Annotated in this window: 18 protein-coding genes; 7 read left to right on the top strand and 11 right to left on the bottom strand. The window is 64.3% G+C overall.

The features are described 5' to 3' along the window. Nucleotides 1-91: 91 nt before the first annotated feature. The 3 genes from AVO45_RS11885 to hslO are packed head-to-tail and all read right to left on the bottom strand — an operon-like array spanning nt 92 to nt 2,839. Nucleotides 92-1,267 (bottom strand): CCA tRNA nucleotidyltransferase, encoded by a 1,176-nt coding sequence (locus AVO45_RS11885; protein ID WP_068347216.1) that lies wholly within the window; start codon nt 1,265-1,267, stop codon nt 92-94. Next, on the bottom strand, nt 1,264-1,878 hold the full coding sequence (locus AVO45_RS11880) for a CoA pyrophosphatase (RefSeq protein ID WP_068347215.1): 615 nt from the start codon (nt 1,876-1,878) through the stop codon (nt 1,264-1,266). The genes AVO45_RS11885 and AVO45_RS11880 overlap by 4 nt, the downstream gene beginning before the upstream one ends. Continuing rightward, the gene (gene hslO / locus AVO45_RS11875) at nt 1,853-2,839 is read right to left on the bottom strand and encodes an Hsp33 family molecular chaperone HslO (RefSeq protein ID WP_068347213.1); all 987 of its coding nucleotides are present in this window, start codon (nt 2,837-2,839) and stop codon (nt 1,853-1,855) included. Before hslO ends, AVO45_RS11880 begins: the two co-directional genes overlap by 26 nt. 76 nt (nt 2,840-2,915) lie before the next feature. Here hslO and AVO45_RS11870 point away from each other — a divergent pair, with 76 nt between their 5' ends. Further along, nucleotides 2,916-3,359, top strand: a complete 444-nt coding sequence (locus tag AVO45_RS11870; protein ID WP_068347211.1) for an NUDIX hydrolase — start codon at nt 2,916-2,918, stop codon at nt 3,357-3,359. Here the strand turns inward: AVO45_RS11870 and AVO45_RS11865 are convergent. Continuing rightward, nucleotides 3,356-4,630, bottom strand: coding sequence for a PP2C family protein-serine/threonine phosphatase (locus AVO45_RS11865; protein WP_068347423.1), 1,275 nt, complete (start codon nt 4,628-4,630; stop codon nt 3,356-3,358). The genes AVO45_RS11870 and AVO45_RS11865 overlap by 4 nt on opposite strands. Before the next feature lie 149 nt (nt 4,631-4,779). Here AVO45_RS11865 and AVO45_RS11860 point away from each other — a divergent pair, with 149 nt between their 5' ends. Beyond that, nucleotides 4,780-5,106 carry an Hpt domain-containing protein gene (locus tag AVO45_RS11860; protein ID WP_068347210.1) on the top strand — a complete coding sequence of 109 codons (327 nt, stop codon included), beginning with the start codon at nt 4,780-4,782 and terminating at the stop codon, nt 5,104-5,106. A 3-nt stretch (nt 5,107-5,109) separates the two neighbouring features. On the opposite strand, the gene ilvA is transcribed toward AVO45_RS11860, so the two are convergent. Continuing rightward, complete coding sequence (gene ilvA, locus AVO45_RS11855; protein WP_068347421.1) at nt 5,110-6,336, bottom strand: threonine ammonia-lyase IlvA; 1,227 nt, start codon at nt 6,334-6,336, stop codon at nt 5,110-5,112. A gap of 155 nt (nt 6,337-6,491) precedes the next feature. Between ilvA and AVO45_RS11850 the strand changes: the two genes are divergently transcribed. The 3 genes from AVO45_RS11850 (at nt 6,492) to AVO45_RS11840 (ending at nt 8,520) form a co-directional block, all read left to right on the top strand. Continuing rightward, nucleotides 6,492-7,718, top strand: coding sequence for an argininosuccinate synthase (locus tag AVO45_RS11850; RefSeq protein WP_068347419.1), 1,227 nt, complete (start codon nt 6,492-6,494; stop codon nt 7,716-7,718). Next, a complete protein-coding gene (locus AVO45_RS11845; RefSeq protein ID WP_068347207.1) occupies nt 7,715-8,155 on the top strand; it encodes a DUF1810 domain-containing protein in 441 nt (146 codons plus the stop codon). The genes AVO45_RS11850 and AVO45_RS11845 overlap by 4 nt, the downstream gene beginning before the upstream one ends. 80 nt (nt 8,156-8,235) lie before the next feature. Continuing rightward, on the top strand, nt 8,236-8,520 hold the full coding sequence (locus AVO45_RS11840) for an SCP2 sterol-binding domain-containing protein (RefSeq protein ID WP_068347205.1): 285 nt from the start codon (nt 8,236-8,238) through the stop codon (nt 8,518-8,520). A gap of 36 nt (nt 8,521-8,556) precedes the next feature. Here the strand turns inward: AVO45_RS11840 and AVO45_RS11835 are convergent, their stop codons facing one another. Further along, the gene (locus AVO45_RS11835; protein ID WP_068347203.1) at nt 8,557-9,270 is read right to left on the bottom strand and encodes a sulfotransferase-like domain-containing protein; all 714 of its coding nucleotides are present in this window, start codon (nt 9,268-9,270) and stop codon (nt 8,557-8,559) included. Then, entirely contained in the window at nt 9,267-10,178 is a 912-nt protein-coding gene (locus tag AVO45_RS11830) for a D-amino acid aminotransferase (RefSeq protein ID WP_068347202.1), read from the bottom strand. The genes AVO45_RS11835 and AVO45_RS11830 overlap by 4 nt, the downstream gene beginning before the upstream one ends. A gap of 143 nt (nt 10,179-10,321) precedes the next feature. On the opposite strand from AVO45_RS11830, the gene msrA reads away from it, so the two are divergent. Continuing rightward, entirely contained in the window at nt 10,322-10,984 is a 663-nt protein-coding gene (msrA, locus tag AVO45_RS11825; protein ID WP_068347200.1) for a peptide-methionine (S)-S-oxide reductase MsrA, read from the top strand. Here the strand turns inward: msrA and AVO45_RS11820 are convergent. Together AVO45_RS11820 and AVO45_RS11815 are read right to left on the bottom strand one after the other, a co-directional pair. Beyond that, on the bottom strand, nt 10,981-11,856 hold the full coding sequence (locus tag AVO45_RS11820; protein WP_068347199.1) for a ribokinase: 876 nt from the start codon (nt 11,854-11,856) through the stop codon (nt 10,981-10,983). The two genes, msrA and AVO45_RS11820, sit on opposite strands and share 4 nt — an antisense overlap. Before the next feature lie 3 nt (nt 11,857-11,859). Next, entirely contained in the window at nt 11,860-14,115 is a 2,256-nt protein-coding gene (locus tag AVO45_RS11815) for an NADP-dependent malic enzyme (protein ID WP_068347417.1), read from the bottom strand. 161 nt (nt 14,116-14,276) lie between these two features. Here AVO45_RS11815 and mutS point away from each other — a divergent pair, with 161 nt between their 5' ends. Continuing rightward, nucleotides 14,277-16,889: a DNA mismatch repair protein MutS gene (gene mutS, locus AVO45_RS11810; protein WP_068347197.1), complete on the top strand. Its 2,613-nt coding sequence runs from the start codon at nt 14,277-14,279 to the stop codon at nt 16,887-16,889. Nucleotides 16,890-16,947: 58 nt separating this feature from the next. Here the strand turns inward: mutS and AVO45_RS11805 are convergent, their stop codons facing one another. Next, nucleotides 16,948-17,511: a nucleotide exchange factor GrpE gene (locus AVO45_RS11805; protein ID WP_068347195.1), complete on the bottom strand. Its 564-nt coding sequence runs from the start codon at nt 17,509-17,511 to the stop codon at nt 16,948-16,950. 10 nt (nt 17,512-17,521) lie between these two features. Then, entirely contained in the window at nt 17,522-18,586 is a 1,065-nt protein-coding gene (gene hrcA, locus AVO45_RS11800; RefSeq protein WP_068347415.1) for a heat-inducible transcriptional repressor HrcA, read from the bottom strand. Between the last annotated feature and the right edge of the window lie 32 nt (nt 18,587-18,618).

The following is an 18,618-nucleotide window of genomic DNA, read 5'->3' as shown; positions in this document are numbered from 1 at the left end:
GCAAGGCGGCATCGGAAAGCCAAAGCCGCGCCCAGTCCGCACCCTCCATCCATGCGAACAGGCGCAGCCTAGCCGCAAATACCGCCGATTGTCACCCCGCCGGCGGCTGGTTCGCCTGCGCCAGCAATTCGTCCCTGCCCAGCGCGAAACCGGACGCGATCCAGCGCGCCTCAAGCTCGGCCAGCTTGCGGCCCAGCGCGACGCCTTGGAAATCCGGAACCAGGTCCTTTGCCTTGATAGGAAAGAGCGCCCCTGCGCCCTTCTGCAAACTTTTTGCCAGTTCGGGGTGCCACGGCTGTTCGAGAAAAGCGCACCGCAACAGCACCGCGTCCAGCCCTTCATCCGCGCCAAGGCGATAGCCAAGTTCGGCCGCACCCGCCGACCCTTCCGCAGCCATGCGGATACGGCCCACGCGCCTGAGCTGCGCTCGGCTGAGCCGAAGGGTCGAGACGACATCGTCCCCGCCTAGCGCGGCAAGGCGCCGGACCGGATCCGCACTGACACCGGCCTGCGCCTCGAGCGCGATCAGCGGGGCCAGGGCGCGGTCCCCGGCGCCCGGCAGGATCCGCGCCAGAACCCCAGCGGTGCGCATGGCGGCCACCGAAGGCGCCGGGTCGGGGGCGCCCAGCAGCTTGAGCAACTCGGCCCCCACCCGCTCGCGCGAGAGTTTCGACAGCCCGTCGAGATTCGACGCGATGGCCGACAGGGCGTCGGGATCAAAGCCCGCCTCTTCGTCGCCGTAATAGGCGTGAAACCGGAAAAACCGCAAGGACCGCAGATAATCCTCGCGGATGCGGTCCTCGGCCCTGCCGATGAACCGGACGCGCCGCGCCCTGAGGTCGGGCAGCCCGCCCAGCGGGTCCAGAACGGTGCCGTCCGGACTGGCATACAGCGCGTTCATGGTGAAATCCCGCCGCGCCGCGTCCTCCTCGACCCGGTCGGAATAGGCAATCTTGGCGCGTCGCCCGTCGGTTTCCACGTCCCGGCGAAAGGTGGTCACCTCGTGCGGAACGCCACCGCTGACCAGCGTCACGGTCCCGTGGTCGATCCCGGTGGGAACGGCCTTGATCCCCGCCTTTTCCGCAAGCTGCACCACCCGCTCGGGGCGGGCATCCGTGGCGATGTCGATATCCGACACGGGAACACCCAGCAGCGCGTTGCGCACGCAGCCGCCGACGAACAGCGCCTGCGCGCCACCATCGGTCAGGGCCGCGCAGACCTTCTGCGTGTCGGGGTCGTTCACCCAGGCTTCCTTGATCCGTGTCATCCGTTCATCCGCACCGCAAGCCCCCGCAACATGCGCGCCGTGGCGCCCCAGATGTAATAGGGGCCGAAGGGGACGGTGAAGTAGAACCGCCTCTGCCCACGCCATATGCGGGACTCTACAATGTAGTTGTCCAGGTTCAACACATGGCCCAAGGGCACCGAGAACACCTCTTCGACCTCGCCCGGCTCGGGCACCGGCTCGAAGGCTTGCTCCAACACGGCAACGACAGGCGTCACAGAAAACGAGGTCACGGTCTCATGCGCCGGCAGATGCCCGAGGATGCGCGGAAGATGCGCGGGCAGGCCGATCTCCTCCTGCGCCTCGCGCAGCGCGGCCGCGGTCACGTCCGCGTCGCCCTCGTCCTGCTTGCCGCCGGGAAAGGCGATCTGGCCGGGGTGATGTTTCAGGGCCGAGGACCGCTTGGTCAGGATCACGCGAGGCGCGCCCGAGACCAGCGAGATCGGCACCAACACACCCGCCGGGCGCAGCTTGCGCCCCGCAGGCAGCACCGTGTCCGGGTTCAGGTCGAAATCGCTCGACCCGTCCCCCGGACGGTTCAGCGCCGCCAGCAGGTCGGCAACCGGGTCACGCACCGTCTTGCGAGTCGGCATCGAATCCGACGGTGCTGGGATCGAGCACGTAATGCGCCCCGCAGAACTGGCAGTCGGCGGTGACCGTGCCCTCGTCCGTTGTCATCTTCTCGATGTCCCTGGCCGAATAGATCGACAGGCTCTGCCGCACCCGGTCCTCGGAACAGGTGCAGCCGAACTGCACCTGTTGCGCGTCATAGACCCGCGGCTGTTCCTCGTGAAACAGGCGCACCAGCAGGTCGGGCATCTGCACCGACGGCCCGATCAGTTCCAGGTCCTCGACCGTATCCAACAGGATGTTGACCCGGCTCCAGTTCTCACCCTGCTCACCGTCCACCAGGTCCTCGGCGGTCAGCAGCCCGCCACTGCCGGACCCGGTCGCGGCAAACGGGGACGCCTTGGGCATATGCTGGAGCATGATCCCCCCGGCCCGCCACCGTTCGTCGGAACCCGCCTCGGTCGATTTGCCGAAACTCAGCGAAAACCGGGTGGGCAGCTGCTCGGACTGGGCGAAATAGGATTCGGCGCAAGCGCGCAGAGAGCCCCCGGCCAGCGGCGTGATCCCCTGATAGGGTTGCGTGCCCTTGCCCTGGTCGATCAGGATGGCGAAATAGCCTTCGCCGAACTGGTCGAACGGCGCGCCCTCGGTCAGCCGGTCCTCGTCATAGCTGGCATAGGCGCGGATCTTTGCGTGCCGCCCCTCTTCCCGCGGCGCGAAATAGTCGGTGGCGATCATCCGCACCGGGCCGTTGGACTGGACCTGCAGAGACAATTTCCACCGCAAATCAATGGTCTGCCCGATCAGGGCCGTCAGCAGGGCCATTTCGGCCACCAGCGCCTCGACCTGGGCCGGGTAGTCGTGCTGTTTCAGGATTCCGTCCAGCACACCGTCCAGGCGGGCCACGCGGCCGCGCATGTCGGATGCGTCAAGCTGAAAGGGCAGGACGGTGTCGTCCCACGCGATTTTGGTACCAAGAGACATGGGGTTTCCTTACAGGCCACAGGTTGGCATATCGCAACCATATATGTCGAATGCTAAGGGTTGAAAGGGGCCATACATGATCAGACGTTTCGGCGAAAGCCCCGAACCGGATCGCAGATATATCCGTCGCGTCGGCGTCTACGCGCTGCTGCCGAAAGGGTCCTCGCTGCTGCTGACGTGGCAGCTGGAGCCGGGCCCCGACCTGCAACTCCCGGGCGGCGGAATCGATCCGGGGGAATCGCCGGTGCCCGCCCTGCATCGCGAGGTGTACGAAGAAACCGGCTGGATGATCTCCGCGCCCCGCCGGATCGGCGCGTTCCGGCGCTTTACCTACATGCCGGAATACGATCTGTGGGCGGAAAAGGTCTGCCTGATCTACCGCGCGAAACCCGTGCGACGGCTTGGCCCGCCCACCGAGGCCCAGCACCAGCCCCTGTGGATGGAGGCCGGCGAGGCCGCCCGTCGCCTCGGCAATGCTGGCGACCGGCACTTTGCCGCGCTGCATGCCCGCGGGCTCTAGTTCCCTTCATACTCGAAGAATACGGCGGAAAGATCATCGTCGAGACCATGTTCCGGCGACATGGCCTGTGTCAGGCGCCAATACAGATCGTCCAGAAACTCCGGCCCGCCGCGATCGGGGCCGCAGTCCCGCACCAGCCGCACCAGCCCCTCTGACTCCAGCATCTCTCCATTTGTCAGGCGACATTCGGTAAAGCCGTCCGAATACAGCAGCAGGCGGTCACCGGGCTGCAAGTAGGTTTCAACCTGCTGATAGGAAACGCCGGGCAGCAGGCCGATCGGGATTCCGCCCTCTCCCAGGAATTCGGTCTGCCCGTCCCTGCGCATGAGCAGGGGATGCGGATGACCGGCCTGCACCATCTTCAAGTGGCCGTTGCGCAGGTCGATGGTGGCGTAGACCATGGTGAAGTATTCGTCGATCCCGGTATCGGCGAGCAGGCGCGCGTTGAGCATGGCCGCAACCTCTTCGGGGGGAAGAAGGGCATAGAACCGGTCGAATCGCCTCTGCATCGCGACGTTCTGGTCGAAATAGGTGCTGGACAGGTATCCGCCCAGCCGCGCCGTCATCATGGCCGAGGTGATCCCGTGGCCCGAGACGTCGATGCTGTAGAATCCCAGCCGGTTGTCGCTGGGGGCGAACATGCCGACCAGATCGCCGCCGATATGGCCGCAGGGCTTGAGCAACAGGCTGACGCGCGACTTGCCGAAACTGCGCGACAGCTCGGGCACCAGCGATTCCTGGATCTTCCGGGCCTGCATCAAGTCCTTGTCGATCGCGTCATGCGCGATCTTCAACTCATCCAGTGCGCTTTCGATGATGCGGTTTTTTTCGGACAGTTCCCTCTGCATGTTCAGAATGCGGGCTCCGGCCGAAATCCGGGCACGCAACTCGTCGGCGCCCAGCGGCTTGACCAGAAAGTCGTCGGCGCCCGCATCCAGCCCCTGTGCAATCTCGTTCTTCTCGCTTTTGGCGGTCAGCAGAATGAAGTAGGCGTAGTCGTTCGCCTCCAGCCGCCGGAATGCCTGACAGAATTCCAATCCGCTCATGCCCGGCATGACCCAGTCGCTGAGAACGAGATCGGGAGGATCGGCCCGGCAAAGTTCCATCGCCGTTTCCCCGCAGTCGGCTTCGACGACTTCGAAACCCCATTTCCTGAGAGAGCCCACAAGTATCCGCCGCTGAAGGCGGCTGTCATCGACGACCAGAACCCTGCGAATGGCGCCGAAATCCAGGTCCGCCCGAACATCCGCGCCATTGCCGTGAAAAACCATCATTCCCAGCTGCTTGCATCATAAAGAATGCGACCGACCGTAGGAGGAGCCCGTTAACATCCTCTGAAAATGTGAAACCGCAATCCCTTAACCGGGCATTCACGCCTGTGCGATAGCACGTCAGAAGCCGGAACAGGGAGGGACGCAGCATGATTCACTGGCCGAGGGTCCAGCAACTGCGCGACGAAGTCGGCGCCGATGAGTTCGACGAGGTCGTCCGGATCTTTCTTGAGGAAGTCGAAGAAGTGATCGGGCGGATCAAGGCGGACACGGGACGGACAGGGCTGGAACAGAACCTGCATTTCCTGAAGGGCGGCGCCGCAAGTCTCGGGTTCCAGAGTTTTGCCGACCTGTGTCAGGACGGCGAACTCCGCGCGGCGGCCGGATCCGCGCAGGCCGTCGATCTCGACGCGATCTTCGAAGCCTTCCGGCAGTCACGGCTGCTGTTTCAAACGGGCCTGCAACAGAACTCGTGATCCCTAGATGACGAATTGCGCCAATGTTTCGTCCTCGGTGATGTCGGTGTAGGTGAACCCGGCATCGTCCAGATGGGCGAAGAGGCGCATGAAATTCTCGGGCCTCGTCGTTTCGATGCCGATCAGCACCGAACCGAAGTTTCGGGCCGATTTCTTCATGTATTCGAACCGGGCGATGTCGTCTTCGGGTCCGAGGATGTTCAGAAACTCCTTCAACGCGCCGGGGCGCTGGGGCAGCCGCAGGATCAGGTATTTCTTGACGCCCGAATAGCGTTGGGCGCGTTCCTTGACCTCGGGCAGGCGCTCGAAATCGAAATTGCCGCCCGAGGTGACGCAGACCACCGTCTTGCCGCGAATGAAGCTTTGCACGTCGCCGATCGCTTCGATCGCCAGGGCACCGGCGGGTTCCAGCACGATGCCCTCGACATTGAGCATCTCGAGGATCGTGGTGCAGATGCGATCCTCGGGCAGAACGATCACGTCCGACAGGTGCCGCGACTTGAGCAACTCGAACGTCTTGTCACCGATCCGCCCCACGGCGGCCCCGTCCACGAACGTGTCCACACGACCCAGCGAAACCGGATGGCCCGCCGCCAGCGCCGCGCGCAGGCAGGCCCCGCCCGCCGGTTCGACGAACAGGCAATGGGTGCGATCCCCGAACCAGGTCGCAACCCCCGCCGACATCCCACCACCGCCGACCGGCAGGACGACGTGATCCGGCAGGCGGCCAAGCTGCTCCTCGATCTCGACGGCCAGCGAGGCCTGCCCCTCGATCACGTCCTCGTCGTCGAAGGGCGACAGGAAATGCCCGCCCTGCTCGGCGCACCATTTCTGCGCCGCAGCCAGCGTGTCGTCGAAATAGTCGCCGACCAGATGGATCTCGACATTGTCGCCACCGAACATCCGGGTTTTCTGGATCTTCTGCTGCGGTGTCGTCACCGGCATGAAGATCACGCCCTTCACATCCATGTGCTTGCACATATAGGCCACGCCTTGGGCGTGATTTCCGGCGCTGGCGCAGACGAACAGGCCCTGCCCCTGCTGCTTGCGCATGGCGTTGAACGCGCCGCGGATTTTGTAGGATCGCACCGGGCTGAGGTCTTCGCGTTTCAGCCAGATGTCGGCGTCATACTTCTCGGACAGATGGGCATTCCGCTGCAGCGGCGTTGCGGGAAAGACGGTGCGCATGGCATTTTCGGCAGCGCGGGCGCGGGTCATGAAGTCGGTCATGGCCGATTCAGTGCCGCAACACCGCGCCACGCGCAAGGAATACATCGGAATACACTGCCCGCTTGCGACAAACTCCGCCTCGTCACGCGGCACAACTTGCCCCCCGGTGGAAAAAACGCTAGGGGCCAAGCGTCATACGCATGAAGGGAAGTCAGATGTCCGCGCCCAAGAAAGTTGTTCTGGCCTATTCCGGTGGCCTTGATACCTCGATCATCCTGAAATGGCTGCAGACCGAATATGGTTGCGAGGTGGTGACCTTCACCGCCGATCTGGGCCAGGGCGAAGAGCTGGAGCCGGCCCGCAAGAAGGCCGAGATGCTCGGGATCAAGCCCGAGAACATCTATATCGAGGACATCCGCGAGGAATTCGTCCGCGATTTCGTCTTCCCGATGTTCCGCGCCAACGCGGTTTACGAGGGCCTTTATCTGCTGGGCACCTCGATCGCGCGGCCGCTGATCTCCAAGCGCCTGATCGAGATCGCCGAGGAAACCGGCGCCGACGCGGTGGCGCATGGCGCGACCGGTAAGGGCAACGACCAGGTGCGGTTCGAACTGGCGGCCTATGCGCTGAACCCCGATATCAAGGTGATCGCGCCCTGGCGCGAGTGGGACCTGACCAGCCGCACCAAGCTGCTGGAGTTTGCCGAGGCGCACCAGATCCCGATCGCCAAGGACAAGCGCGGCGAGGCGCCCTTCTCGGTGGACGCGAACCTGCTGCACACCTCGTCCGAGGGCAAGGTTCTGGAAGACCCAGCCGTCGAGGCACCCGATTACGTCTATCAGCGCACCGTCCACCCCGAGGACGCCCCGAACGAGCCGGAATATATCGAGATCGGCTTTGAAAAAGGCGACCCGGTCAGCATCAACGGCGTCGCCATGAGCCCGGCCACCCTGCTGACCGAGCTGAACGAATATGGCCGCAAGCACGGCATCGGGCGTCTCGACCTGGTCGAGGGCCGCTTCGTCGGCATGAAGTCGCGCGGCATCTACGAGACGCCGGGCGGCACCATCCTGCTCGAGGCGCATCGCGGCATCGAGTCCATCACCATGGACCGCGGCGCGATGCACCTGAAGGACGAGCTGATGCCGAAATATGCCGAACTGATCTACAACGGCTTCTGGTACAGCCCCGAGCGCGAGATGCTGCAGGCGGCCATCGACAAGAGCCAGGAACATGTCACCGGCACCGTTCGCGTGAAACTCTACAAGGGTCTGGCCTCGACCGTGGGCCGCTGGTCGGATCACTCGCTCTATTCCGAAGAGCACGTGACCTTCGAAGAGGACGCCGGCGCCTATGACCAGAAGGACGCCGCAGGCTTCATCAAGCTGAACGCCCTGCGTCTGCGCCTGCTGGCGATGCGCAACAGGCGCACCGCCAAGTGAGCATCGAAGACGATATCGACGACGAGCTCGACATTTTCATCGAGGCGCAGGACACCGTCTGGGACGATGTCCTGCGTGAACTGACCGCCGGCCAGAAAACCAGCCACTGGATGTGGTTCGTCTTTCCGCAGCTGGCCGAACTGGGGCGGTCCCGCATGTCCCAGCTGTTCGGCATCGAGGATCTGGCCGAGGCGACGGCCTATCTGAACCACCCGGAACTGCGCCGCCGCCTGATCGAGGTCAGCCGCCTGATGCTGACGCACAAGGGCAAGGACCCGGCGGAGATTCTGGGGCACATCGACGCCAAGAAACTGCGGTCATCCATGACCCTGTTCGCCGCCGTCCCCGGCGCGCCCGCCGAGTTTCAGGAGATCCTTGACAGCTTCTATGGCGGCAAGGCCTGCCCGATGACCCGGAAGGCGCTTGACCTGCCGTAACCCAGGCACCTCTCGTCTGGTCAGGCTTGCCGCGTCCTGTCGGTGCGCATAACCCTCGAACGTCAAAGACGGAGAGTGAAATGGCGCTTCAGGACATCGCAGATGGCATTCGGGCCGGTCTGTCCGACATGAACTTCGAAGGCTCGTTGAAATTCGACTGCGGCAAGGACGGCGTGATCGTTCTGGCGGACAGGTCCGCCACGACACAGGACCAGGAAACCGACTGCACCATCCGCATCTCGCGCGAGAACCTGACCAGGCTGCTGACCGGCAAGCTGAACCCGATGACCGGCGTCATGATGGGCAAGCTCAAGATCTCGGGCGATATGGGCGTGGCGATGAAGCTGGGGCAGCTGCTCAAGTAGGCCCTTGTCCGAAGGGCGGACAATCCCTTTTTCAGGTCACAGCTTGACCGCCTTCATCTTCTCGTAGTGAGGCAACGCCGCCCCCAGCACCGGCTGCAAATGCTCGGGCACCTCGGGCAGCGGCCCTTCGGGCCCGGCAAAGCCGGTCGAGTTCCAGACCGCGCCATACCAGTGCGGCGCCCAAACCCCGTCATCCTTGTGCCCGCCCTTGGGCCAGCTCAGCATATGCGGCGACCACGGCACGCCGATCGCGTCGCACAGCTTTTCAAGCATTCCGGCGGGGTCTTCGCGGATGTCGTGGCTGTCGATCACGACCGGCTCGCCGCCCCAGCCCTGCACCTCGTCGAACAGTTCCGCCTGCTGCCGGAAACCGATGTCGTCCAGCGTCGGGTTCTCGCGCTTGGCCGCATAGCTGGCGATCACACGGGCCGGGTGGCGGATCAGGAACACGTTGCGCACCTGGCGCATCCAGTCGCGCGGCACGCCCGGGATCATGTGCTGGGTCATGTGCTTCTGATACCAGAACGGCCTTGCTCCGGGATTGGGGCCGACCAGCGCGCGGGCCACCTCTTCGGGGTCTTGCGGCTGCGCGGCCAGGATCTCTTCGCGCATGGGGTGGTCCAGGCCTGTCATCGCCAGGTAGGCGGCATAGAATGGCTCGTCGATCACCGCGCAATCGGTGCGGGCGCCAAAGGCATACATCATCGCCGTCGAAAGGTTGCGCGGCCCCGACCACATCGCGATCTTCATGCCGAAACCTCCTTTTCGATCAAGGCCTTGTAAAGCTCGCGTATCCGCCTGGTCATCGGCCCCATCTCGCCGGTGCCGATCACGCGGCCGTCGATCTCGCCCACCGGTGTCTGGGCGCCGAAGGTGCCGGTCAGAAAGGCCTCGTCCGCGCCATAGGTATCGACCAGCGAATAGTTCCGCTCGAAAACCGGAATGCCGTTTTCCCGGCACAGGTCGATCACCTTCTGCCGCGTGATCCCGTTCATGCAGTAATCGCCGGTCGAGGTCCAAACCTCGCCCTTGCGCACGATGAAGAAGTTACAGGCGTTGGTGGTGTTCACGAACCCGTTCACGTCCAGCATCAACGCCTCGTCCGCACCCGCCTTTTCCGCCGCGATGCAGGCCAGGATGCAGTTCAGCTTGGAATGCGAGTTCAGTTTCGGATCCTGCGTCATCGGCAGGCCCCGGATATGCGGCACGGTCGCCAGACGGATCGGGCGCGGCAGGTTCGGGCGCGAGTGTTCCATGATGATGACCATGGTCGGTCCCGACCGGCTGAGCGACGGGTGCTGAAACGGGCGCATCTTGACGCCGCGTGTCACCATCAGGCGGGCATGGGCATCGGTCGTCATGCCGTTGGCCTGTTGCGTCGCGGTCAAGGCATCGATCACCCCCTGCCGATCCATGCCGATATCCAGATCGATCGCCTTGGCGGCCTCGAACAGGCGGTCCATGTGTTCGTCGAGGAACGCCCAGCGCCCATTGTAGAGGCGCAGCCCCTCCCATACGCCGTCGCCCAGCATGAAACCGCTGTCATAGACGCTGACGGTGGCCTCGGCCTTGGGAACGATCCGGCCGTCCACATAGATGAGGATCTCTTCGTTGCGCGCATCCTCTGCGGCCTGGTGGGTGCTCATTTTTTCGGTCATGGACTCCTCCTGATGGCCGCAAGCTAGTCGGCTGTCGATCCGGGGCCAAGGGGTAAACTCCACTCACCTGAGCGTGACATTCCATGACAGAGGATTGCCCGGTTGACCGTGCTGCGGCAGCGTTCCTGCAAAGGAGTATCGACATGACCCGGCTCGACACGATCAGGCCCCTCGCGCTTTTCCTTCTGCTCACCCTCGCCGCCATCCTGCGCTGCCTGCCCGCCTCGGCGGCGCAACCGGAAACACTGACCGTCGCGGGCGGGTGTTTCTGGTGCGTCGAAGCGGATTTCGAGAAGGTACCCGGCGTGATCGAGGCGGTTTCCGGCTATACCGGCGGCACGGTCAAGAACCCGACCTACAAACAGGTAACGGGCGGCAATACCGGCCATTACGAGGCGGTCCGGATCACCTTCGACCCGGCAAAGGTTTCGCGCGAACGGCTGCTCGACATGTTCTTTCGCTCGATTGATCCCACCGATGCCGGGGGGCAGTTCTGTGACCGGGGCCCTAGCTATCGGACCGCGATTTTCGTCTCTAACAAAGGCGAAAAAGCCATTGCCGAGCAGGCCAAGGCGCGCGCGCAGACGGATCTGGGTCAAAAGATCGTCACGCCGATCCTGTCGGCCTCGGCCTTCTACCCGGCCGAGGCCTATCATCAGGATTACTACAAGGGGACCAAGATCGTCCTCACCCGCTTCGGCCCCAAGCGCCAAGCCAGCGCCTACAAGGCCTACCGCAAGGCCTGTGGCCGCGACGCGCGGGTCAGGCAGCTTTGGGGCGATGCGGCGCCGTTCGCCGGCAGTTAACCCAGCCGGGCCTGCCGCACGTCGTCGAGTAAGGGGATCACATCCGCCGTTCCGTGGCGCGTGACCATGATCGCGGCCGCGCGCATGGCCAGGTCGATCGCCTGCGGCATGGACATCCCCTGATCCATCCCCGCCAGCACATATCCGGTAAAGGTATCACCCGCGCCGGTGGTATCGACCGCCTTGACCTTGTAGGCGGGAAATTCCTGCGATTCCCCTGTGTCAGAGTCGAAATAGCGCACACCTTTCGAGCCGAGCGTAACGATGACCTGCGCCACCGGCAGCTCCGAGGGCGCAAGGCCGGTGGCCTGCTGCAACTGCTCGGCCTCGACCTCGTTGAGGATCAGGAAATCGAGATGGGGCAACAGCGCGCTTACCGCCTCGGCATCAAAGGGCGCCGCGGCGTAGCAGACCTTGAGCCCGCGTTCCCGCCCCATCTGCGCCGCCTCGACCTGGGCATTGGTTTCGTTCTGCATGACCAGAAGATCGCCCGCCTTTGCCCCGGCCAGCGCCTGTTCCAGCTGTTCCACGGCAATTTCCTGGTTGGCGCCAGGAAACAGCACGATCAGGTTTTCGCCCGTCTCTTCGACGGCAATGATCGCGTGACCCGTGGGAACCGTGACCTGCGCCACATGTTCCGTGTCCACGCCATAGTCGGCCAACCGCCCGACCGTCCAGCGCCCATCCGGGCCGACAGCGCCGATATGGTGGACTGTTGCCCCGGCCCGCGCGGCGGCAACGGACATGTTCGCGCCCTTGCCGCCCAGGAAATGCGACAGCTCCGTCGCCGCAAGCGTCTCGCCCGGCCGCGGCAGATGCGGCACGGCATAGACCATGTCCGCATTGATCGAGCCGAGGTTCCAGATCGCCATGACCTAGCCCATCTTGGCCGAGGCCAGAACCGCCATGTTCAGGATGTCATTGGCCGTCGAAACGGTCGAGCAGATCTGGATCGGCTTGTCGACGCCGGTCAGGATCGGACCGATCACCGTCGCCCCGCCCATCTCCTGCATCAGCTTGGTCGAGATCGAGGCCGAGTGCCGCGCCGGGACGATCAGGATGTTCGCCGGGCCGGTCAGGCGCGAGAAGGGATAGGCCTCCTGCGCCTTTACGTTCAGCGCCACGTCAACGGTCATCTCGCCTTCGAACTCGAAATCGACGCCGCGCTGTTCCAGAACCTGCGGGGCCTTGTAGAGCTTCTCGGTGCGCTCCGAGACCGGATAGCCGAAGGTCGAGAAGCTGACGAACGCCACGCGCGGTTCAAGCCCGATGTGGCGGGCCACGGCGGCGGCGCGCTCGGCGATGGTGGCAAGGTCGTTCTCGTCGGGCCATTCATGCACCAGGGTGTCGCCGATCAGAACGATCCGGCCCTTGTGCAGCAAGGCCGTGACCCCCGCCGCCCCATGCGCCGCATCCGCGTCGAAAACGTGATTGATCTGATCGAGGACGTGCCCGGATTTCCGGGTCGCGCCGGTGACCAGCCCGTCGCCATGCCCATGCGCCAGCATCAATGCCGAGAACACGTGCCGGTCGCGTGCGGCCAAGCGGTGAACGTCCTTCTGGTCGAAGCCGCGACGCTGAAGGCGGCGGTAGAGGAAATCCTTGTATTGATCCAGATACGCGGTGTTGGCGGCATTGACGACTTCGATCTCGCGCACCGCGTCGCCCAGGCCGGCAGCCTCGAGCTTGTTCTTCACGTCGTCGGGGCGCCCCACGACCAGCGCCTTGCCGAAGCCGGACCGCTGATACATCACCGCCGCACGCAACACGCGCGGATCGTCGCCCTCGGCAAAGATCATCCGGCTTTGCGCCTTGCGGGCGCGCGCGTTGATGCCCCGCAGGATGCTGGCGGTCGGATCCATCCGCGTCTTGAGGCCCAGCTCATAGGCCTCCATGTCGATGATCGGGCGACGGGCGGCCCCCGTTTCCATCCCGGCCTTGGCCACTGCCGGAGGAATACGGTAGATCAGCCGCGGATCGAAGGGCGTCGGGATGATGTAGTCGCGCCCAAAGCTCAGGTTCCGGCCATAGGCCATCGCCACCTCGTCGGGCACATCTTCGCGGGCCAGATGCGCAAGCGCATGGGCGCAGGCGATCTTCATCTCGTCATTGATGGCGCGGGCGTGGATGTCCAGCGCCCCGCGGAACAGGTAGGGAAAGCCCAGAACGTTGTTGACCTGGTTGGGGTAGTCGCTGCGCCCGGTGGCCACGATCGCGTCCGGCCGGACCTCGTGCGCCTCTTCGGGGGTGATTTCCGGGTCGGGGTTGGCCATGGCGAAGATCACCGGGTTGTCGGCCATGCTTTCGACCATCTCCTGCGTGACCGCGCCCTTGACGGATACGCCCAGGAACACGTCGGCGCCCTTCATGGCCTCTTCCAGCGTGCGCAGTTCGGTCGAAATCGCGTGGGCCGATTTCCACTGGTTCATGCCCTCGGTCCGGCCCTGATAGATCACGCCCTTGGTGTCGCAGACGATGCAGTTCTCGTGCTTGGCACCCATCGCCTTGAGCAGTTCGATACAGGCGATCCCCGCCGCCCCGGCCCCGTTGAGGACGATCTTCACATCCTCGATCTTCTTGCCCGAGATGTGCAGCGCGTTGATCAGCCCCGCCGCACAGATCACCGCCGTGCCGTGCTGGTCGTCGTGAAAGACGGGGATGTCCATCTCTTCCTTCAGGCGCTGTTCGATGATGAAGCACTCGGGCGCCTTGATGTCTTCCAGGTTGATGCCGCCAAAGGTCGGCCCCATCAGCTTGACCGCGCGGCAGAATTCGTCGGGGTCCTCGGTGTCCAGCTCGATGTCGATCGAGTTCACGTCGGCGAAGCGTTTGAACAGGACGGATTTGCCCTCCATCACCGGCTTGCTGCCCAGCGCGCCCAGGTTGCCCAACCCCAGAACCGCCGTCCCGTTCGAGATCACGGCCACAAGGTTGCCCTTGTTGGTATAGTCATAGGCGGTTTCGGGGTTCTCGGCGATGGCTTCGCATGGAACCGCCACGCCCGGGCTGTAGGCCAGCGACAGATCGCGCTGCGTGGTCATGGGAACGGTGGCCTGCACCTCCCACTTGCCGGGGGTGGGTTCCAGGTGAAAGGCCAGCGCCTCTTCTTTGGTGATCTTCGCTTTGGGCATTTTGACGGTCGGTTCCATGACTTCGGGGCTTTCCGCCTCATACCGCAGGCGGGGGCGCGCCTCAACGACTATGCGTTTTCACCTTTCGTCGCGGTTGGGGGATTTGTAAGGTCGCGCCCGGAATACGCCAGAGGGGAGCAGCCTTGTCCAACGTCACGCCGATGATGGCGCAATACCTGGAAATCAAAGAGGCCCACAAAGACGCCCTGCTGTTTTACCGCATGGGCGATTTCTACGAGATGTTCTTCGAGGACGCCGTGAACGCCGCCGAGGCACTGGACATCGCCCTGACCAAGCGCGGCAAGCACAATGGCGAAGACATCCCCATGTGCGGCGTGCCGGTGCATTCGGCCGAAGGCTATCTGCTGACGCTGATCCGCAAGGGCTTTCGCGTGGCGGTCTGCGAACAGATGGAAAGCCCGGCCGAGGCCAAGAAAAGAGGCTCTAAATCGGTGGTAAAGCGCGATGTCGTGCGCCTTGTCACCCCCGGCACCCTGACCGAGGACGCCCTGCTGGAGGCGCGCCGCCACAACTTTCTGGCCGCCTATGCCGAGGTGCGCGACGAGGCCGCGCTGGCCTGGGCCGACATTTCGACCGGGGCGTTTCACGTGATGCCGCTGACCTCGGTGCGCCTCAGCCCCGAGCTGGCCCGGCTGGCCCCGTCCGAGCTGATCGTGGCCGATGGGTCCGAGATGAAACTGCGCGCCACGGTCGACGACCTGGGTATCGCGCTCACCCCGATCGGGCGGGCCAGTTTCGACAGCACTGCGGCAGAAAAACGCATCTGCGGGTTGTTTCACGTGGGCACGCTGGACGCGTTCGGCAGCTTTGGCCGGGCCGAGATCTCGGCCATGGGCGCGCTGATCGACTATCTGGAAATCACGCAAAAGGGCAAACTGCCGCTGCTGCAGACGCCGATGAAGGAATCCGAGGATCGCGTCGTGCAGATAGACGCGGCCACCCGCCGCAACCTCGAACTGACGCGATCCTTGTCGGGCGGGCGGGCCGGATCGCTGCTGTCGGTGGTGGATCGCACGGTGACCCCGGGCGGTGCGCGCCTGTTGGAACAACGCCTGTCCAGCCCCTCGCGCAATCTGGACGTGATCCAGGCGCGGCTGGACGCGGTCGATTTTGCCGCCCAGGACAGCCTGATCGCCGCCGATCTGCGCGAGGCGCTGCGCAAAACGCCCGATCTGGACCGCGCCCTGTCGCGCCTGTCGCTCGAGCGCGGCGGCCCGCGCGACCTGGCCGCCATCCGCAACGGGCTGGCGCAGGCCCAGGCGATTGCCGAAATCTGCGCCGGGCAGGACCTGCCGGTGCTGCTGGCGACCGCGGTGCAGAACCTCGTGGGCTTTGATGATCTGCTCGACCTGCTGGATCAGGCGCTGGTCGCCGACCCGCCGCTGCTGGCACGCGATGGCGGCTTCATCGCGCCGGGTTTCGACGCCGAACTGGACGAGGCCCGCACCCTGCGCGACGAAGGCCGCTCGGTCATTGCCGGGCTGCAACAGAAATACGCCGAACACACCGGCATCGCGTCGCTGAAGATCAAGCACAACAACGTGCTGGGCTATTTCATCGAAACCACGGCCACCCATGCCGAAAAGATGCTGAACCCGCCCCTCAGCGAGACCTACATCCACCGCCAGACCACCGCCAACCAGGTGCGGTTCACCACGGTCGAGCTCAGCGAGATCGAAACCCGCATCCTGAATGCCGGCAACTTGGCGCTTGAGATCGAAAAGCGGCTCTATCAAAGGCTTTCTGACGAGATTCTGGCCCAGGCTGCCCGCCTGAACCAGGCCGCGCGCGGGCTGGCCGAGCTGGACCTGACCACCGCGCTGGCCGATCTGGCGCGGGGCGAGAACTGGTGCCGCCCGCAGGTGGACGGCTCGCGCGCTTTTGATGTCGTTGCAGGCCGCCATCCGGTGGTGGAGCACGCGCTGCGCCAGCAATCGGGCGATGCCTTCATCGCCAATGACTGCGACCTGAGCGCCGAGGACGGCGCCGCCATTTGGCTGCTGACCGGCCCGAACATGGCCGGTAAATCGACCTTCCTGCGCCAGAATGCGCTGATCGCGCTGCTGGCGCAGATGGGCAGTTTCGTCCCGGCCGAGCGCGCGCATATCGGGCTGGTCAGCCAGTTGTTCAGCCGCGTGGGCGCCTCCGACGATCTGGCGCGGGGCCGGTCGACCTTCATGGTCGAGATGGTGGAAACCGCGGCCATTCTGAACCAGGCCGATGACCGGGCGCTGGTGATCCTCGATGAAATCGGACGTGGCACCGCCACCTATGACGGCCTGTCCATCGCCTGGGCCACGCTGGAACATCTGCACGCCGCCAATCGCTGCCGCGCGCTGTTCGCCACCCACTACCACGAGCTGACCGCGCTGGCCGGCAAGCTGGAAGGTGTCGACAACGCCACCGTCGCGGTCAAGGAATGGGACGGCGAAGTGATCTTCCTGCACGAGGTCCACAAGGGCGCCGCCGACCGCTCCTATGGCGTGCAGGTCGCGCAACTGGCGGGCCTGCCCGCCTCGGTCGTCGAGCGCGCGCGTGTGGTTCTGGACCAATTGGAGAAAACCGAACGCGAAGGCGGCAAGCAGAAGGCCCTGATCGACGATCTGCCACTGTTTTCTGCGGCGCCACCGCCGCCGCCCACGCCGAAAACCTCCGCTGTGGACGTGATGCTCAAGGATATCCTGCCGGACGAGCTGACCCCGCGCGAGGCGCTGGACCTGATCTACAAACTGAAAGAGGCGGCCAGAACCTGACCGCCCCTTCATCTTTTCCCAAATACTCTCGCCGAAGTCACGTGCCCTTGGGCGCGTTTCAGCTTGCCGGGGTTGACGACACGCCAACCTGCGCCGGACGCAGCAGGCGGTCATGCAGCATGAACCCTTCGGCCGAAACCTGGATGATCTCGCCTGCCTTGGTGCCCGGCACCGGCGCTTCGAACATGGCTTCATGCAGGTTCGGGTCGAATTTGTCACCGACCTCGGGCGCGATCACCTCGATCCCGTGTTTCTTGAACACGTCCTTCAGCACCCGCATCGTCAGCTCGATCCCCTCGAGCAGACCGGCAGCGACTTCTTTCTGCTCATCCGTCACGGCTTCGAGCGCGCGCTTCATGTTGTCATAGACGGGCAGCATGTCGCGGGCCAGTTTCGAGCCGCCATACTGCTCGGCCTCGCGACGCGCCCGTTCGCCCCGCTTGCGGGCGTTCTCGGCATCGGCCAGAGCGCGCATGAACTTGTCCTTCAGTTCGTCACGCTCGGCGCGCAGCGCGTCCAGCTCCAGCGCCTCTTCGCTGATCTCCGCCAGTTCCTCGGCCAGTTCCTCGGCCTCGGCGGTGGCAATATCGTCCAGAAATTCTTCGTTCTTCGGCTCTGCCATTTCTCTACCTCTAGCTCCGGTCGGAAATCAGCTTGCCGACCAGTTGTGCCGTATAATCCACGATCGGCACGATCCGTCCGTAATTCAGACGCGTCGGGCCGATGACGCCCACGGCGCCAATAATCTTCCGATCCGCGTTCATATATGGAGAGACCACCAAAGAGGAACCCGAAAGTGAGAAAAGTTTGTTCTCCGAGCCGATAAAAATGCGCACCCCCTCGCCTTCCTCGGTCAATTCGAGGAATTCGGCGATATCCCGCTTGCGTTCCAGGTCGTCAAACAGGGTGCGGATACGCTCCAGTTCTTCTTCCTGACCGGTCTCTGCCAACAGATTCGCCCGCCCGCGCACGATCAGGCGGGCCGAGTCCTCGCCCTCTCTGTCCCAGACGGCCAGCCCGCTTTCCACCATCTCGCGCGCAAGCTCGTCGATCTCCTGACGGCGGGCCGCGATTTCGGTCTGGATGATCCGGCGCACCTCGGTCAGCGTCCGCCCCTCGATGAGGGCATTCAGGAAATTGGCCGCCTCGCGCATGGAACTCGGCGTCTGTCCCGGCGGCGGGGTGAACAGCCGGTTCTCGACATGGCCATCGGCAAAGACCAGAACCACCAGCGCCCGGTCATGGGCAAGCGACACGAACTCGATATGCCGGATTTCGGCCTCGTGCTTGGGCGTCAGCACCAGAGACGCCCCATGTGTCACCCGCGACAAGGCCGATCCGACACGATCCAGCATGCCGCCGACGTCGCCGGCATTGTCGCCCAGGGTCTCGTCCAGCTTTTTGCGGTCATCGGCGTTCAGATCGCCGACCTCCAGCAGGCCGTCCACGAACATGCGCAGGCCCATCTGCGTCGGAACCCGCCCCGCGCTGACATGCGGGCTGTTCAGAAGCCCGAGAAACTCCAGGTCCTGCATCACGTTGCGAACCGTGGCGGCGCTGACCTTCTCGCTCATGGCGCGGGTCAGAGTGCGGCTGCCGACCGGTTCGCCGCTGTCGAGGTAGCTCTCGACGATCAACCGGAACACTTCCCGTGACCGGTCGTTCATTTCGTCCAGAATCTTGCTCGCTTCGCTCATCGCCAGTTCCTCGTTGCGGCCCATTAAATCTC

It is taken from the genome of Ruegeria marisrubri (assembly GCF_001507595.1).
Classification (GTDB): Bacteria; Pseudomonadota; Alphaproteobacteria; order Rhodobacterales; family Rhodobacteraceae; genus Ruegeria; species Ruegeria marisrubri.
The sequence above is the reverse complement of the archived record's forward strand: the minus strand, read 5'-3'. Positions and strand labels throughout refer to the sequence as shown.

Bases quoted from the DNA above. Each gene is read 5' to 3' on its own strand.
- AVO45_RS11815 (WP_068347417.1), bottom strand. From the start codon at position 14,115: ATGCCCAAAGCGAAGATCACCAAAGAAGAGGCGCTGGCCTTTCACCTG.
- AVO45_RS11865 (WP_068347423.1), bottom strand. From the start codon at position 4,630: ATGGTTTTTCACGGCAATGGCGCGGATGTTCGGGCGGACCTGGATTTC.
- AVO45_RS11885 (WP_068347216.1), bottom strand. From the start codon at position 1,267: ATGACACGGATCAAGGAAGCCTGGGTGAACGACCCCGACACGCAGAAG.
- AVO45_RS11840 (WP_068347205.1), top strand. From the start codon at position 8,236: ATGGCGCTTCAGGACATCGCAGATGGCATTCGGGCCGGTCTGTCCGAC.
- hslO (WP_068347213.1), bottom strand. From the start codon at position 2,839: ATGTCTCTTGGTACCAAAATCGCGTGGGACGACACCGTCCTGCCCTTT.
- ilvA (WP_068347421.1), bottom strand. From the start codon at position 6,336: ATGACCGACTTCATGACCCGCGCCCGCGCTGCCGAAAATGCCATGCGC.
- AVO45_RS11805 (WP_068347195.1), bottom strand. From the start codon at position 17,511: ATGGCAGAGCCGAAGAACGAAGAATTTCTGGACGATATTGCCACCGCC.
- mutS (WP_068347197.1), top strand. From the start codon at position 14,277: ATGATGGCGCAATACCTGGAAATCAAAGAGGCCCACAAAGACGCCCTG.
- AVO45_RS11850 (WP_068347419.1), top strand. From the start codon at position 6,492: ATGTCCGCGCCCAAGAAAGTTGTTCTGGCCTATTCCGGTGGCCTTGAT.
- AVO45_RS11870 (WP_068347211.1), top strand. From the start codon at position 2,916: ATGATCAGACGTTTCGGCGAAAGCCCCGAACCGGATCGCAGATATATC.
- AVO45_RS11835 (WP_068347203.1), bottom strand. From the start codon at position 9,270: ATGAAGATCGCGATGTGGTCGGGGCCGCGCAACCTTTCGACGGCGATG.
- AVO45_RS11880 (WP_068347215.1), bottom strand. From the start codon at position 1,878: ATGCCGACTCGCAAGACGGTGCGTGACCCGGTTGCCGACCTGCTGGCG.
- AVO45_RS11830 (WP_068347202.1), bottom strand. From the start codon at position 10,178: ATGACCGAAAAAATGAGCACCCACCAGGCCGCAGAGGATGCGCGCAAC.
- hrcA (WP_068347415.1), bottom strand. From the start codon at position 18,586: ATGAGCGAAGCGAGCAAGATTCTGGACGAAATGAACGACCGGTCACGG.
- AVO45_RS11820 (WP_068347199.1), bottom strand. From the start codon at position 11,856: ATGGCGATCTGGAACCTCGGCTCGATCAATGCGGACATGGTCTATGCC.
- msrA (WP_068347200.1), top strand. From the start codon at position 10,322: ATGACCCGGCTCGACACGATCAGGCCCCTCGCGCTTTTCCTTCTGCTC.
- AVO45_RS11860 (WP_068347210.1), top strand. From the start codon at position 4,780: ATGATTCACTGGCCGAGGGTCCAGCAACTGCGCGACGAAGTCGGCGCC.